Genomic DNA, 16,103 nt, shown 5'->3' on the forward strand with positions numbered 1-16,103 from the left:
CGCGGAACCGATGAGTTTTCCCAGCCGACGCCGGTGGTTTCTGTGGCTGATTTTGCTCCTGGCCGTAGGCCCATTTCTGCTGATTCTTCCGGGCATGTTTTGGCTCAACTGGACGATGAATCCGGTCCAGATCCACTACCTCGGAACCTATGCCGCCTGCTCTACGTTGAGCCGTTACCCAGGAACACTGACTACCGTTCGCTACGTCGAGAAAACGGCTCCGGGACGGAAGCCGGCACCATTGTTGCCCGAGGATGCGGTGAAGGGACCGGATGCGCAGCATCCTATCGCTCTCAGCCCGAAGGCGCTCGCGGAAGGCTGGCGCGGAGTGATGATTATGCCGCCAGGCAAGGTCCGTGCGAGGGAGTTGGAAGCGTACCTGCGGGAGACGGTTTATGACGACGACAGCGCATGGCTGATCTACCTTCGGCCCATTCTTTATCTGGCCGCAGTAGTGTTGTTTCTGTATGGTCCGTGGCTCTTCTTTGGCCATAAACTTCGGGTCAGTCGGAAACAGGAACAACGCCATGGACGGCGCACCAAAGGCCCCGAGCTGACGGCGGTACTACGCTCCCGTGATGGCGGTATCCGCTTTCAGATGGAAGGCGAGGGTACACTTAGCAGATTCCTTCCGGCCCGTGGTTTCCGCATCCCGCGACGTCTAGAGGCCAGCCACATTCTGCTGATGGGCGACACCGGTTCCGGCAAAAGTTCGGCTATCCGGCAACTGCTCCGCCAGGTTGAAGGCCGGGGTGAGAGCGCCATGGTGTACGACCCTGCGATGGACTTCGTAGGTGAGTTTTACAACCCAAAGCGAGGCGATCTGATTTTGAATCCGCTCGATCGGCGCTGCCCATACTGGAGCTTGGGAAAGGAGATTGACCGGCCCGAAACGGCCACCACCATCGCCGTAGCGATGCTGCCGGAAAAGGAATATGAGAAGGCGTTTTTCACTGATGCACCGCGCCGGGTGTTGGCCCATTTGCTGAGGAACAGGCCGCAGCCAAGGGACATCCTACGAATGATGGCTGACCCTTCTTATATAGAGGCGGCAGTCAAGGGAACGCCACTGGCGGCATTGCTCGATTCGGGTGCCCCTGCGCAGCGGGCGGGAGTGCTTTCCAGCCTGAACATGGTGGCCGACAGCCTGGAGCTGTTGCCCGAGTGGGAGCACACGAGGCCGACCTTTGCGACGGAGGAATGGTATACGGAGCGCAAACGCTGGGTCTTCCTGACCTCCTCTGCTGCCTACCGGGAGAAGGTACTGCCGCTGCATTCGGTATGGCTCGATTTGTTCATCTTGCGCATGATGGGCTACTGCGAAGACCCTGCGGTAAAGCCAGTCTGGTTCGTGCTGGATGAGTTGGCCAGCCTGAACAAGCTGCCGCAGCTCCACACCGCTGTGACCGAGAATCGCAAGTATGGCAATCCCGTCGTCATGGGCGTGCAGGGGCGAAGCCAGATGGAAAAGCGCTATGGCCAGGACGCCGAGGCTATGCTCTCCCAGCCTGCAACGAAGATCTTTTTGAAAACATCCGAACCGCGTGCGGCTAAGTGGATCTCCGAGGCGATCGGTGAGATCGAGGTCGAGCGTTTGAAGGAATCCCGCACCATGAGGCTACTCGGATCGAAGAAGAGCTTTGCGATGGAGATCACCACCAAACCGCTCGTTATGGCATCTGAGATCGCGGGCCTGCAGCCGCTGACAGGTTTTATCAAGCTCGAGAATCATGTCGTGCCCGCAAGGTTCCGGCTGGCAAAGAGAAATAACAAAGAGCCGGAGTTCTTGGAACGGACGAGAGAACAGGCGTCGCCGCGCGAAGCGGAGGCCGCGAAGGCTCCGACCAGTATGAAAATGCCGGAGGCGAAAAAGCCTGTGGAACAGGTTTTGCCTCTGGAGAAAACGCCTGTCGTGAAGCAAGAAGGGTTCAGTTGGGATGAGAGTAATGGGATCGAGTGACGCTTTGCGAGTTTCTTGGTAGTAACCTTACCGGAAGCAAGCCGATGGGCTTCCCAATGTCCAGCTGCTTAGCACGCGCCTCTTTCGAAGGTTCCGGAGTGTTCTATGGCAAAGACGCCGCACATCTCTTTCAGAAGTTTCTGCCTTACACTCCTGGGTGCTTTGACCTTAGTGTCCGCCTCGGCGGCCCAGGCGACTAGTACGGGTGGGATAGCGGCAGCTTTCGAAGTAGTTGTCATCAAGCCGTCTCCCCCCGAGGGACGCTCCGTCATGCGGATGATCCGACCGTTGCCTGGGGGCAACGGCTATATTGCGAAGAACTTTCCGGTTCGACTCATGATTGCCCTCATGTATAAAGTGCCTGCACGCCAGATAGAGGGTGGCCCTAGGTGGCTGGATGAAGAGTACTTTGACATCGAGGCCCACGCCGATGGCGTACACAGCAAAGATGAGTTGCAGGCCATGTTCCGCACGTTGCTGACTGAGAGGTTCGGCTTGCAGATGCGCGAGGTCTCGCGAGAAGGAAAAGTGTTTTCCCTGCAACTGGACGGGACAGCAACTAAGATGCAAAGAAATCCGGATGGCCCGGGAATGAACATCCCAATTACACCAGTTGGAATCGGCGAGTATCAGGGGCGCGGTGTCTCCATGCCGTACCTGTGCTGGTTTCTCAGCCAGCTAACTCAGGATAAGGAACGTCCAGTGATCGACCGCACGGGGCTGACAGGGACGTTTGACTTCATGCTCTCGTTCCTACCGGAGCAGGCGGCAAATAGTAATGATGATCACTTGCTTACAGAGTTGCGTGATAGGCCCTCCCTCTTCACAGCTCTCAAAGAACAGCTTGGCTTGCGGTTGGTACCGGAGAACGGGCCTGTCCAGTACTTTGTAGTTGACCATGTAGATTGGCCGTCCGCCAACTGACCCAACGGATACGCGGAATAGGTTTTCTGGCCGCGTGTCGTCTGCCGAGACTTTCATGTCGTACCGCTGCGCCCAGCGACTTGTTAGCTCATTAGCAATGCTCGAAATTTCCTTGCGCTATCAGGGTTTGCGCTATACCCGTCTTTCCGTCGGTCTCGTTCGCGCGGCGGTTCTCGAGGTTCATGAGTCGCGGTCCATCAATCAAACGCTTGCCCGGAAATATTTCCATTGCCCAAAGATCCGCTTGGTCAAAGCATCGCGAACAATGAAGGAGGACGGCTCGGATAGCGCTTGGGCGCAGTGACTTCTCCAACCTGCCGTTTCGGCTAAGGGCGTCCCCAGAGCATTTTTTTAGCTCGACCCAGGCGTCGATGAGTGCTTTGCCCCTGATCTCGCCAGTTTGGAACATCTACTTCCGAGAAACCGAGTTAGAAGTATTAACGAAGGATTGAAAGGATCGCTGTATGAACGTGGTTCGAGTGCAAGTTCAGCGACTGGTCCTCGTAGGCCTAGTCGGGTGTTTAACAACTTTTTCAGATCCCGCTAAAGCAGCAGCTATTCTCCCAATCTGGCAGAACGCTGCTCCTCCACCAATCAGCGATAACCCGCTTGCTTTCGAAGCAGTGACGATCAAACCGAGCGATCCGAATCTGTCGGGTGGCACATACTTCAGAGTTCAGGGTCGCCATGTCCTCGCAGTAAATGTCAGCCTCTTCGATTTGCTATCGCTTGCGTATGGGCTACACCCAAAGCAAATCGTGAACGGTCCCAGATGGCTGGATACGAGCAGGTACGACATTGATGGCGTGCCCACGATGGAGGGGCGACCTAATCGGGATCAACAACGTCAGTTGTTTCGAGCTTTACTTGCGGATCGGTTTCATTTGGTTTTTCACTATGAGCAGAGAGAACTACCCATCTATGCTCTCCTTCTTGATAAGGGAGGGCCAAGGCTCACCCGAACCTCTCGCCAGCCGCAGGATGGGACCAATTTCTCCTATACGAACCAGATCGTTCTAACAGCAAAGAATGCTTCCATGGCTACTCTCGCGGACGGCATGCAGGCGAGCTTCCTCGACAGACCGGTAGTCGATCACACTGGCCTCACAGACCGTTATGACTTCACGCTGAAGTGGACTCCTGACGACTCACCAGCAAGGGATACACCTGACGCTCCGCCGGATCTCTACACCGCGATCAAAGAACAGTTGGGATTGAAGCTGGTTCCTACCAAGGAGGAAGCGAAAGCTCTGGTGATCGATCATGTAGAAGTGCCCTCTGCCAATTAGCACCATCTTCGTTAGCAAGTCGGGTTAACTTGTGTTCAATAGTGGACGGTAACTCTGAAAAATGGACGTCACAGCGGTGGACCTCCAGCTATCGCTTTTTAGAATCAATGTCTTGCGCGATTGTGTTTAGGCATCGATCGTGCTTGCATGTCTGGTAGTCCTTTGAGCGGCGAGGTAGCGATGGCATCGATGATGGATGATCTGCGGCATGGAATGAGGAGTCTGAGGAGGTCGCCGGGGTTTGCGGTCACGGCTCTACTAACACTGGCTCTCGGCATTGGAGCTACGACAGCGATCTTCACTCTGGTGTATGACGTGATGCTGCGGCCTCTGCCGTATCCGCATGCTGAGCGGCTGGTGGTGATGGAGGAGATCGTAGCGGAGTATCGCGACATCTATCCCACGGTGCCGATGAATGCACACAACTTTGAGATGTGGAGGAAAAACAGCCGCAGCTTCGAGCAGATGGCGGTGATGCAGGACAATCCTATGCCGATGGGTGCAGGCGATCATCCGGTAGAGGTGCAGGTCCTGAGCGCGACGTCGGGGCTGTTCTCCGTGCTGAGCGCCTGGCCATCGCTGGGGCGTGCTTTCACTCAGTCGGAGGCGCAGGTAGGCCATGACCATGTTGTGGTTCTGATGAATGCTACCTGGCGCGACCAGTTTCAGAGCGATCCTGACATCGTTGGCAGAACAATCACCCTGAACGGCTTTCCATACACTGTGATCGGTGTCATGCCGCAGAGCTTTCGTCTGCCCGTGACCGCAGGCATCGCGCAGTTCGGTGCGGGAAGCACAAAGCAGGCTGCGGTTATCGTCCCACGTAGCTTTTCGGCTGATGAGCTGAGAGAGAAAGTTGGCGATTTCAACTATATTGGGCTGGGATTGCTGAAGCCCGGCGTCACAGTCGCACAGGCGAATGAAGAGATCAATGCCCTGCAGAAGACGATTACATCCAGCCTGGTAGGTGAGGAGAAGTCCACACTGTCGGCGATGTTGCTGCCGTTTCAGCAGAAGCTAGTAGGCACGAACCGCAAGCCTTTGCTGATCCTGCTTGGCGCGGTGGTGGGGTTGTTGATCGTAGGGTGCGTGAATATCACTAATCTGCTACTGGCGCGGGCGACGAGCCGCAGGCAGCAGATGGCAGTAGCCTCTGCTCTCGGCGCGCGGGCAGGCGAGCTGGTTCGTCTGGCAATGCGTGAGACAGTCCTGCTGGCCGTGGCGGGAGGCATGCTTGGCGTTTTACTGGCCTACTGCATCATGCCCTTCATGCAGCGATATCTTCCGCCCGCACTTGATTTTCGAGGGCCGCTCCGTCTGGACTGGGTGGGAGCGGGATGCGCGGCGCTGTTGGCAGTGATTGCGACTCTTGTTGCAGGAGCAGCGCCCGCGTGGATGGGTTCACACACCCAACCGGCTGAGGTGCTGCATTCGGAGTCGAAGCTGGCGTCGGAGTCGCGCTCAAGTAAGCGCGTACAACGCCTGTTGGTGGCTGGCGAAGTGGCAGTAAGTGTGGCGCTGGTGCTGATGACGGGTCTGCTGACGCTGAGCCTGATGCGGATGATGAGTCTGGATCGCGGCTTCGCTAGCACGCGGACGATGACGGCGGAGATCGCTCTACCGCGCGGTTCCTATGCGAAGACGGAGCAACGGCAAGCACTCTACGAGCGCGTGACCGCAAGCCTGCGCCAGTTGCCTGGAGTGGAGCATACAGGGTTCATAAATCTACTGCCGCTAAGCGGCGATAAATGGATTGACCTGCTCCGCGTACCCGGGGACGGGCGCCTACCGATGCAGCTTCCGACGGCGCATTTCCGCGAGGTGAGCCCTGGTTATTTCGAGGCGATACATCTGCCGGTGTTGGCCGGACGCACGCTGAGTGACGGCGACAGAGGTAAGCGGTACGTGCTGATCTCCGAGCTGACAGCGAAGACGATGTGGCCGGGCAGAGAGGCGGTGGGCCAGACCTTCACCCGGGGAGGTACGACCGAGGACCCATTCACGGTGATTGGCGTGGTGAAAGATGCGCGCACCCTCTCGCTGGCGATGGCCGACCCGATGATCGTCTATGTGCCGTACTGGTATCGTGCCGATAATGGCGGAGCTGTCGTAATGACGACACGGCAGGACCCCTCAGCGATGGCCGATGCGATTCGCAGAGCAGTGTGGAGTGTCGATCCCGCAGTGGCCGTACCTGCGGTGCGGGCCATGGACGGCATTGTTGAGGACTCGGTGGCGAACCGCCGCTTTGAGATGGACTTATTGCTGTTGTTCGCAGTGACGGCCCTGCTGCTCGCAGGTCTGGGGATATACGGCGTCGTCACGTACTCTGTCGTGCAGCGGGAACGGGAGATCGGTTTGCGCATTGCGTTGGGTGCCCGCAGGGAGAACATCTATCGTCTGGTATTGCGCGAAGGATTGCTTCCGGTCATCGCAGGAGCCGTTGTGGGGATTGTGATTGCGTTCGCAATGGCGCGCGTCGCGAAGAGCCTGCTGTTCGAGGTGAGTCCGTATCACCCAGGGATGGTATGTTTCTCGGTTGGCGTGTTGATGATTGCAGGAGTGGCCGCGTGTCTGCTGCCGGCACAGAAAGCCGCCAATGTAGAGCCGATGGTGACCCTGCGTTCGGAATAAGTGGGCAGGTCTAGGGCCATTGGATCCCTCGGCGGCTTCGCAATCGCGGCGCACAGCTCGTAGGCGAACGCGTCAGCGCCAGAATCGAACATCCAGGCGCGCGACGGACTATCCTATTGCTTTAAAATCTACACGCAGGAAGCTCTTCGCCTCCTCACGCTGGCCCGGAAGTATTTCCCCTGACCAAAGATCCGATTGGTCAGAGCATCGCGAACAATGGAGGAGGACGGCGCCGGATAGCGCTGGGCGCAGTGACTTCTTCAACCGGCCGTTTCCGTTAAGCGCGTCTCCAAGAGCAGTTTTTCGCACGACCTCAGCTGTCGATGAGTGCTTTGACCTGAAATCGATATTCGAGAAACAACTTGGCCAAAGCGCTGACTGCCGTAAACTTGTCGGCAGACAGCACTCGTGGTTGCGCATTCACGATCTTGCGTTCTCCGCATTCGAGGGTGGGCCCGCGGTATCATCGGACAAATACTTCACCGGGAGTAACCGCGACAGAAAAGAGGAGCAATATGGGAATCCCGGAAAACGAAGTCGCTGCTGACAACCAACGACGTGAATTTGAGGATTTGGCTAAGACACCTGGAGGCAAGATCGTTACTGGTGTGAAGAATGTGATCTCTCTCGTGCCTGGAGCCGGCCCCATAGCAAACGCCATCGGCTTATCAAAGATCATGATGGAATTGGGTGCCTCTTCTGTCGAAGAGAACGTCAAGTACCTTGGGAGTGCCACGGCGGAAGCTTTAGCTAGGGTCGAGCGCAGAATCGATGCCCAGGGTGTGAGTGTGCAAGAGATTGCCGACCGATATAGCAGTCCAGAATTTGCCGCGAGCCTAGAAGCAGCGATTCTGCAGACCCAGCGCACTCGACAGAGAGCCAGATTGAATAGATTGGCACTGATTCTGGCGAACTCTGTTGAAGCTGGCGAGATCGAGCCCGATACCATCGACGACCTTGCGAGGGCTGCCGTTGAGCTTACAGAGTGGGATATCCAACTCCTGAATGATGTCCGCGAATGCGAGTCCACATACACCGAAGCGTCGGGATATCTTTTCATGTGGTGGCAGGAGTACTGGCGCAATTTCACCGTCAGACATCCACATCGAAGCCTTCGAGCGGCGGCGGGCTCTCTGGGAAGGCTGCAGTCATTTGGTTTCATCTACGGAGCGGAGGGAACGTCATTAGCAGCGAGCCCGGTTTCGGTCCTATACAGGCTGAGCGAAGACGGCGAGCGATTCCTGAAGCGGATCGACGCTCTTCGTGACTGAAACCGACCGCGTCGGGTATGGTGCCTCAGATTCGTGAGAAAGCAAGTTTCTCCGATCAGAAGTCGATATCGTTTCGTCAGTTTGCGCATCCAAAGCGCCGGGTCCCTTGGTACGTCGCGGCTAATGAAGTTTCCCCTAAATGAGCTGCTTATTTACGCTCAGAGAATCGCAATCGTCAGTTTCTCGCTGAAATTCCTGTGATTCGAGGGATTGGGAATCTTTACGTTCGCCGGGTAAACTTCCAGTGCGTCCCAGGGAGACATTTTCAAAATGCAAAAGGGTGAGCAAATACTAAAGTCACGCGACGACAAGGCTCCGGTTTTCCTTGTCCAATCAGACGATCAAAAGGAAAAGAGCTTCAAAGTCGCTGATCAATCGTCGTCCAGTTGGCTCGACGCGGGCGAATCTATCTCTGTTTCGCAACTGCGTACTCGCCTTGAACCCTGGCTCACAGCACTGTTTCAATCTGAGCACTTGGCCCTTCTGGTTGGGTCCGGTTTGGCCCACGCAGTTCACGACATTGCCACGGCGAAACCTCTCCCCGGAATGAGCCAGACATCTTTTAGTACCTTCGGCAAGGAGATCGGCGCCGAGGCGGCGAAGTCAGCGAAACTGTCTGGACGTGAGGCGGGGAACATTGAGGATCAGTTAAGGACTGCAAATGAACTTCTCCGAGGTCTCCAAATAGCCGCGCCTTCATCGCCTACTCTAGAAGCTCAGGCAGCAGCTCTTTACAAGGAAGTGTCTGCGAAGCTTCTTGTATTTGCGAATTCAATCATCGAAGGAGAGAAGGGACTCATCTCTGCCTCCTCCGATAAGGCCGAAGAGGCATTCAACTACCTCGTCAGCTTTCTCATGAGCTTCGGTAGTCGAACTGGCACTCGGGACAGACTTCACATTTTTACGACCAACTATGACCGTTTCATAGAGGTGGGGGCAGAGGTTGCGGGGCTAAATCTTATGGATCGATTTGTTGGCTCTCTCTCGCCGATTTTTCGTTCGTCTCGACTAGATATAGATATCCACTACAACCCACCTGGAATACGTGGAGAGCCTCGGTATCTTGAGGGCGTGGCTAAGATCACTAAACTCCATGGGTCTATTGATTGGTTTGATACGGGACAGAGCATTAGGAGAATCGCCCTGCCGTTTGGCTCTGATTCCGTTGAGCCCTTCTTGAAAATCCCCGGAGTAGATGCGTCCGGAGCCCGTCAGTTGATGATCTTCCCGAACTCCGCAAAGGACAGAGAGACGGCTGCGTACCCTTACGTTGATTTATTTCGTGACCTCGCAGCGTCCGTGGTGCGTCCAAATAGCACCGTAGTCTGTTTTGGATACAGTTTTGGCGACGAACATATCAACAGAGTCTTGGAAGACATGTTGACGATACCGTCGACGCACCTGGTCGTGATCTCTCATGGCGATCCTCTTAGGCGGATTATTGCCCTATACGAGAAGATGGGGCGTCCCGCGCAAATCACTTTGATGATCGGAGATCATCTGGGCGATTTCAGGAGCTTAGTAGACAACTATCTACCTAAGCCTTCTATCGACCGAACGACATTCCGCATGGCCGATCTACTGAAGGCTAGATGGACTGTCAAATCTCCTTCGAGTGCTGAAGGGACGCTTGGCGAGGACTCATTCTGATGAGCAATCTCCCTTACGAATACGCAGAGAGTCTGAGAATTGGAACTGTCGAGTTTGTTTCTCCGGATGAGATCAAGGTGTCCCTCGACATCGAAGCACCTGAATCAATGGCCCTCAATGTCGGAGTGCCTCGTCCATTCCCGAGGGTCAACAGTTATGTATTGATTCCGGTCGATGACGCTTACCTAGTGGGGCAGATCGAATGGATCACTGTGGAACGATCTGCTTTTCCGAAGCGACGCGGTATGCAGGACTTCGGTCTGATAGACCTGCCGTTTCCATTGCGCAAGATGAGCCTCAATCCTTTGGGCATGCTTCGAAACACTTCGGCGAAACCCACTGATAGCTCCAGCTTCAGTTTTCGAAGAGGTGCCGACGCTCTTCCATCAATAGGAAATGCAGTGTTACTGCCCACAGAAGATCAACTCAAGTCCATCGTAGAGTCTGGGGCTCGAAGACGGGTTAAAGTTGGGACCAGTCCTCTGGCAAGCAATGCTGAGGTTCGAGTTGATCCAGACAGGCTCTTTGGTCGACACCTTGCCGTACTTGGAAACACTGGGAGTGGAAAGTCCTGTTCAGTTGCTGGACTCATCAGATGGTCTGTTGAGCAGGCGCACAAGGAAGGTGGGAAGATTCCGAATGCTCGGTTCGTGGTTCTCGACCCCAATGGTGAATACTCCAGAGCGTTCGAAGATACTAAGCCGCCGCTAAAGGCAAAGCTTTTCCAAGTCAACCCTCCTGCAGGGAGTGCTTGCAAACCACTACATATCCCATTGTGGTTTTGGAGTAGTTCTGAATGGAGCTCTTTCACACAAGCAAGTAGTCGAACGCAACGGCCTGTTCTCATCCATGCACTCCGCTCTGTTCGTGACGGACATATTGAACCAGCAGCGGACGCCACTCAGGATAGGAGACGTTTCCTGCGTACGGTTGTCTCGACTCTGACATTAGAAAAGAACGCGGGGGTACCATGGGGTTCGTTTCCAAAGCCCAAGAATTTTCTCGAGAAAGTTAAGAAATGGCGCGACACACTCAACCAAGATCTGACGGGTACAGTTGGAGCGCAACATGATGCTTTGAGTGCATTTGTGGATCGCTTGGATGAACTTATAAGCCCGCGCTCAATCCCTCACGCTCATGCTGATTTCTCAAGGCTCGAAGTTGAAGATCTCATTCGGCTCGCAAGCGTGGCGCATTCGGCATTTGGAGGATCGGTGACTGACGCCGAACCGCTTGACGTGGACGCTCCTCTTCCGTTCAGCGGTGAAAGTTTGTTGCGTAGTGTAGAAGCGTCGGCGGAAATGATGAATGTTTCTGAACACACAGAAACGCTGTTGATCCGCATCCGAAGCCTTCTCAGCAGCATCATTGTGCGGTCAATTATGAATGATTCGCCCGAAGTGACCTTGCAAGGATGGCTTGAAGAATATATCGGCTCTGAAGATCTGGACTCCGGTTGCGTGTCTGTACTCGACTTGTCTTTAGTTCCGACTGAGGTCATCCACGTCGTCACCGCTGTCGTAGCCAGAATGATTTTCGAAGGGCTTCAGAGGTATCGCCGAATACATGGAACAGTTTTGCCAACCGTTTTAGTGATGGAAGAGGCGCATACGTTCATCAAACGCTATAAGACTGACGGAGAAAGCTATGATGCAGCGTCAGTCTGTTGCCAGGTTTTTGAACGTATATCTAGGGAAGGAAGAAAGTTTGGACTTGGTTTGGTTCTATCATCACAACGACCGTCGGAACTTTCTCCTACCGTACTTTCTCAGTGCAATTCATTTCTGTTGCATCGCATCAGTAACGATCACGATCAGAAGCTGATCCATAGCCTTGTGCCGGACAATCTGAAAGGATTGCTCCGAGAGCTTCCTTCTCTTCCATCCCAATACGCGATACTCCTCGGATGGGCATCCGAATTGCCTCTCCTAGTAAAGATGAATGACCTGCCAGTTGCACATCAGCCAAAATCGGATGACCCTGACTTTTGGAATGTTTGGACAGGGAGAGATGATACAGGCGACGTAGTTCTTCGCCCTGCCAGGTGGAAAGATGTCGCGGAACAATGGCAAGGTGCGCAGGCCGAGGAGCAGGAAGAAGATGAAGACGACGATATCCCATTCTGATGGTCGTTCCACCAAGAAGCGTTCCGACCGCGTGCTATAGCACGAGTCCCAGACCTGAATCAGGCACAATTTTGACCGTTTGAGATGAACCGGTGGCCAAGATGATCTTAGACCCCTTTTTAGCTATTCGAAACATACCTTGTTGGTCAGATACGTGCATTATCGCCAATGCGCTCGCCGACACCGGATTGGTACCGCGAAGTCGGCTTTCACAACGCCCTGCCTGCTGGCCAAAACGCGTTTATCGTTACTCGAGTGTCTTCGAGAAAGGCAACTGATCTACAAAACCGGTGATCAGCGATATTACTTCGGCTTCATTCGACAGAAACACGTAATGCATTGCGTTCGGGATGACTACGATCTGTGCCCTCTTCTGCTTGCGCCAAATCTCGAGTTGTCCCTGCTTCCGGCTAACTTCTTGTGCTTTATAGGCTGCCAGCTTCACGGGATCTCGGGTGACACCTCGATTGAGGCCCTCCGGAGAAGGAATGACGACGAGCGCCCGTGTTTCGACTGAGTTGAATCTCTCCATTTCCAGCTCGGCGACTCTGTTCGGAGACGCATGCGAGATCCGCTCTCCGACTGCACCTGTTGCAGCGATTTGATACTTTTGTCTGATTTCGTCCTCCGGCATAATGCCGCCGTAGTATCCAACGAAGTAGTTCTGGAATGCCGCGATACTTGATCGGTCCAATTCAGAGGGTGATGGAGCCTCAGCGCCTTCTATTTCGTCGCGAAGGTCTTGAAGATTGCGGCGGTAGCGAGTCTCGTCGGTAAGCGTTTTTACAATGAGGGTATGGTCAAACTTGTTTTGGCCGAGCTTCGCGAGATCCTCCTGCAACTCAATTCTGTCCGTATCAATGTCTCCGTGCTCGGGGTTATAAAGAGCAAAGGGACCACCTGCGTCCAGGTAGACAAGCGCTGCTACTCGACCCTCATGATATTTGGATACCGCGCTCATCTCCTCACCAGCTATCGAGTGCCCGATTAGTACGGGATTGGTAAGACGGAGGGCATCCAACACCGCGACGATATCATCCCCATATTGCCGCGCGGTGTATCCGCTCGGAGGTGTGGAAGAAGCTCCGGCACCGCGCCTGGTGATACCGAATACGTGGAAGTGCCTCGCGAGCTTGGGTGCGAGAGTTGCAAATACATGGGCCGTGTTGCCACCGCCCGCAAGCAGCACGAGGTCACGTCCAGAGCCACCCCAATCCAAGACTTCGAGCTTCACGCCCGGTGCAACTGAAATAAATTGCTGCTTTGGGCTTATAGCGGGAACGTCGAGCGTTGCCTGAGAGATGCAGACGGCAGGCGAGAGAAGACACAGAAACAGTAGTTGCCCAAGTGTTTTTAGCGGCTTGGTGGAAATCATGTTGCTTTCGACGGCAAATTGAACCGTAAAGTGAGCTTTTTTTTGAAAATCGCCATGTGGAAGGTTCGGTATTGAAAAATCGGCTTGCATTCACTTCGGCATTAGAATCGTCGTTATGCTGACGCTCTCCAAGCCGCTGTCAGCGGGACAGGTACGGACGTACCATGAGCGGGAGTTTGCGTCCGAGCGGCAAAACTACTGGAGCCGAGACCAGCAGGGGCATAGCGAGTGGCAAGGTAAACTGGCCGAGCAGTGGGGATTGCGAGGCGAAGTCGGCTCTGAACACTTCGCGAGATTGACCGAAGGCCAGCATCCATTCACCGAACAGCAACTTGTGCGCCATCAGGTCTCCCGGACTTACGAGGGGAAAAACGGCAAGGAAGTCACCAGCGTAGAGCATCGCGCTGGATGGGATGCAACCTTCTCAGCTCCGAAGTCAGTTTCACTAACTGCACTTGTAGGCGGTGATGAACGTGTCCGAGTGGCGCACCGTGATAGCGTGCGCGTAGCTCTGGAGGAACTGGAGCGGTACACGCAGGCGCGGATTGGAAACGTCCATGCACCGGAGACAACGGGCAAGTTTGTGGCCGCGACCTTCGAGCACGATACTGCGCGGCCCGTCGAAGGCTATGCCGCACCGCAGCTCCACACTCATGCGGTCATCTTCAACGTCACTGAGCGCGACAATGGACAGACACGCTCCGTGCAATCCCACGAGCTGTACGCCTCGCAACACTATGCCACATCGATCTACCGAGCGGAGCTAGCTTCTCGATTGCAGGGGCTGGGCTATGAGATTGAATCCGGCAGGTACGGACAGCCTGAGATTAAGGGTTACACGAAGGAGTATCTCGAAGCCTCAAGCCCGCGCCGCGAACAGATCAAGGATCATCTCCGTGAGCAGGGGCTCGATGGAGCGGGTGCCGCGCAGGTAGCAGCGCATCATACGCGTGACAGTAAGGAGCTGTTGTCACCGAATGAGGTACTGCGACAGCATCGCGAACTGGCTGCGCAGTATGGCTATCAGGCGGATCGTGTTGTTGCTCAGGCCAGGGCACATGACCGGCATCAAAGCCATGAACCGGAGAAAGCCGCCCAGCGGGCGGTGACGTACGCCCGCGATCATCTTTTCGAGAAGTCCGCTGTTCAGGACCGGCGCGCTCTCTATGAAACTGCCCTGCAGCGTGGCATGGGTGAGGTGACGTACAGCCAGGTGCGGAAGGAAGTCGAGCGAAGGTTTGAGTCAGGCGAGTTCCGGCAAGCTCCCGCGTCCGTGCGTGGCCCGCAGATCACCACCGCCGAGATGATCCGCACGGAGAAAGAGATCGTCGGCCTCCTTCATCAGAGCAATGGACAGAACCGTCCTATGCTGCTGGAAGGCCGCGAGCGGTTCGATACGATTGACCGTCACCCTGAACTGAATACTTCCCAGCGTCAGGCTGTGGAGGACATTTTCGCGGCGCGGGAAAAGATCGTGGGGATGGACGGCGTTGCCGGCGCGGGCAAGACCACGACGCTGGCCGTTATCCGCGAAGGCGCCGAACGTGAGGGCTATGCTGTGGAGGGTTTTGCGCCCACGTCCCGTGCGGCGCAAAAGCTGGGCGAGGCCGGGATTGAGACTTCCACGCTACAGATGCATCTGGCGCGTGGGCATAAGCCCGATACCGGCGAGAGACGCCTATACGTATTGGACGAGTCTTCGCTGGCTTCCACAAAGCAGATGCATGAGTTCCTAACACGCCTGCATCTGAACGACCGGGTTCTGCTGGTGGGTGATCGTAGGCAGCATGAAGCAGTACAGGCTGGAAGGCCTTTTGTGCAGTTGCAGCAGGCGGGGATGAAGACTGTCTCGCTCGATCAAATCGTGCGCCAGAAAGATCCGGAATTGCGCAATGTGGTCGAGCAACTAGCACGTGGCGAGGTTGGCGCTGCGGTCAAGAAGCTGGACGAACAGGGCCGCGTGCATGAGTTCAGGGGCCGTGAGAAGCGGATCGACGCCATCGCGAAGGAATATGCAAAGGCTCCCGAGAGCACGTTGGTGGTCTCGCCTGACAACCGCTCCCGCACGGAGATTAATAGCCGTATCCATGCCGAGCTGCAGCAGCGTGGTTCGGTGAACCCGGAAGAATACCGGGTGCAGACGTTAGCGCCGCGCCAGGACCTCACCGGAGCCGCCCGCACCTGGGCAGAAAAGTATGAGGTCGGCGATGTTTTGCGTTACAGCCGGGGCTCGAAGGAAACCGGAATCCGGAAAGGCGAATACGCTCGCGTGATCGGCATCGATGCTGCGCGCAACCAGATCACGGTTGCGTTATTCGATGGTCGGAATCAGAGCTATGATCCGCGCCGCCAGCAGGGTGTGTCGGTCTACCGCGAGGAGGAGCGGGCGTTCTCCGTAGGGGATCGCATCCAGTTCACTGCGCCCGACAACGATCTAAAGATCGCCAACCGCGAAATGGGCACAGTAGAGCGAATCAACGAAGGCCGGATGAGCTTACGGATGGACGGTGGCCGCTCCATGGAGATAGACCCGGTACGCAATCCACATCTAGATCATGGTTATGCGGTCACTAGTCACTCCAGCCAAGGACAGACGGCAGAGCGAGTGCTGGTCCACGTCGATACCGAGCTCGGAGCCAAAGACCTGCTTAATAACCGTATGGCCTATGTGGCCGTTTCACGAGGAGCGCACGATGCGCAGATCTTTACCAACGATCGCGAGAAACTACCAGCTGCACTCGGCCATGAAGTGTCACAGCAGAGCGCCCATGAGCCCAAGGTGAACTTGGAAAATAGTCTCGCGGCTCAGCCGGAAGCCAAGCAACAAATTGAATATGGCCACGGCATTTCGATGTAGCTTATTACTCCAAATGC

The 16,103-nt window shown here is 55.5% G+C and carries 9 protein-coding genes; 8 read left to right on the plus strand and 1 reads right to left on the minus strand.

Annotated elements, in window-relative coordinates; all coding sequences use genetic code 11:
• Window positions 1-10 precede the first annotated feature (10 nt).
• From OHL21_RS16555 to OHL21_RS16585, 7 genes are all read left to right on the plus strand, one after another.
• The gene (locus OHL21_RS16555; RefSeq protein ID WP_263418397.1) at window positions 11-1,960 is read left to right on the plus strand and encodes a type IV secretion system DNA-binding domain-containing protein; all 1,950 of its coding nucleotides are present in this window, start codon (window positions 11-13) and stop codon (window positions 1,958-1,960) included.
• A 105-nt stretch (window positions 1,961-2,065) separates the two neighbouring features.
• Window positions 2,066-2,884, plus strand: a complete 819-nt coding sequence (locus OHL21_RS16560) for a TIGR03435 family protein (RefSeq protein WP_263418398.1) — start codon at window positions 2,066-2,068, stop codon at window positions 2,882-2,884.
• Window positions 2,885-3,348: 464 nt separating this feature from the next.
• Window positions 3,349-4,173, plus strand: coding sequence for a TIGR03435 family protein (locus OHL21_RS16565; protein ID WP_263418399.1), 825 nt, complete (start codon window positions 3,349-3,351; stop codon window positions 4,171-4,173).
• A gap of 147 nt (window positions 4,174-4,320) precedes the next feature.
• A complete protein-coding gene (locus tag OHL21_RS16570) occupies window positions 4,321-6,807 on the plus strand; it encodes an ABC transporter permease (RefSeq protein ID WP_263418400.1) in 2,487 nt (828 codons plus the stop codon).
• A 515-nt stretch (window positions 6,808-7,322) separates the two neighbouring features.
• Entirely contained in the window at window positions 7,323-8,078 is a 756-nt protein-coding gene (locus tag OHL21_RS16575) for a hypothetical protein (RefSeq protein ID WP_263418401.1), read from the plus strand.
• Between the two features lie 270 nt (window positions 8,079-8,348).
• Window positions 8,349-9,728: an SIR2 family protein gene (locus OHL21_RS16580; RefSeq protein ID WP_263418402.1), complete on the plus strand. Its 1,380-nt coding sequence runs from the start codon at window positions 8,349-8,351 to the stop codon at window positions 9,726-9,728.
• Complete coding sequence (locus tag OHL21_RS16585) at window positions 9,728-11,854, plus strand: ATP-binding protein (RefSeq protein ID WP_263418403.1); 2,127 nt, start codon at window positions 9,728-9,730, stop codon at window positions 11,852-11,854. The genes OHL21_RS16580 and OHL21_RS16585 overlap by 1 nt, the downstream gene beginning before the upstream one ends.
• A 247-nt stretch (window positions 11,855-12,101) precedes the next feature.
• Here the strand turns inward: OHL21_RS16585 and OHL21_RS16590 are convergent, their stop codons facing one another.
• The gene (locus OHL21_RS16590; protein ID WP_263418404.1) at window positions 12,102-13,319 is read right to left on the minus strand and encodes an alpha/beta fold hydrolase; all 1,218 of its coding nucleotides are present in this window, start codon (window positions 13,317-13,319) and stop codon (window positions 12,102-12,104) included.
• Window positions 13,320-13,344: 25 nt separating this feature from the next.
• Between OHL21_RS16590 and mobF the strand changes: the two genes are divergently transcribed.
• Complete coding sequence (gene mobF / locus OHL21_RS16595) at window positions 13,345-16,086, plus strand: MobF family relaxase (RefSeq protein ID WP_263418405.1); 2,742 nt, start codon at window positions 13,345-13,347, stop codon at window positions 16,084-16,086.
• Window positions 16,087-16,103 lie beyond the last annotated feature (17 nt).

The sequence above is a fragment of the Terriglobus albidus genome (genome assembly GCF_025685425.1).
Classification (GTDB): domain Bacteria; phylum Acidobacteriota; class Terriglobia; order Terriglobales; family Acidobacteriaceae; genus Terriglobus; species Terriglobus albidus.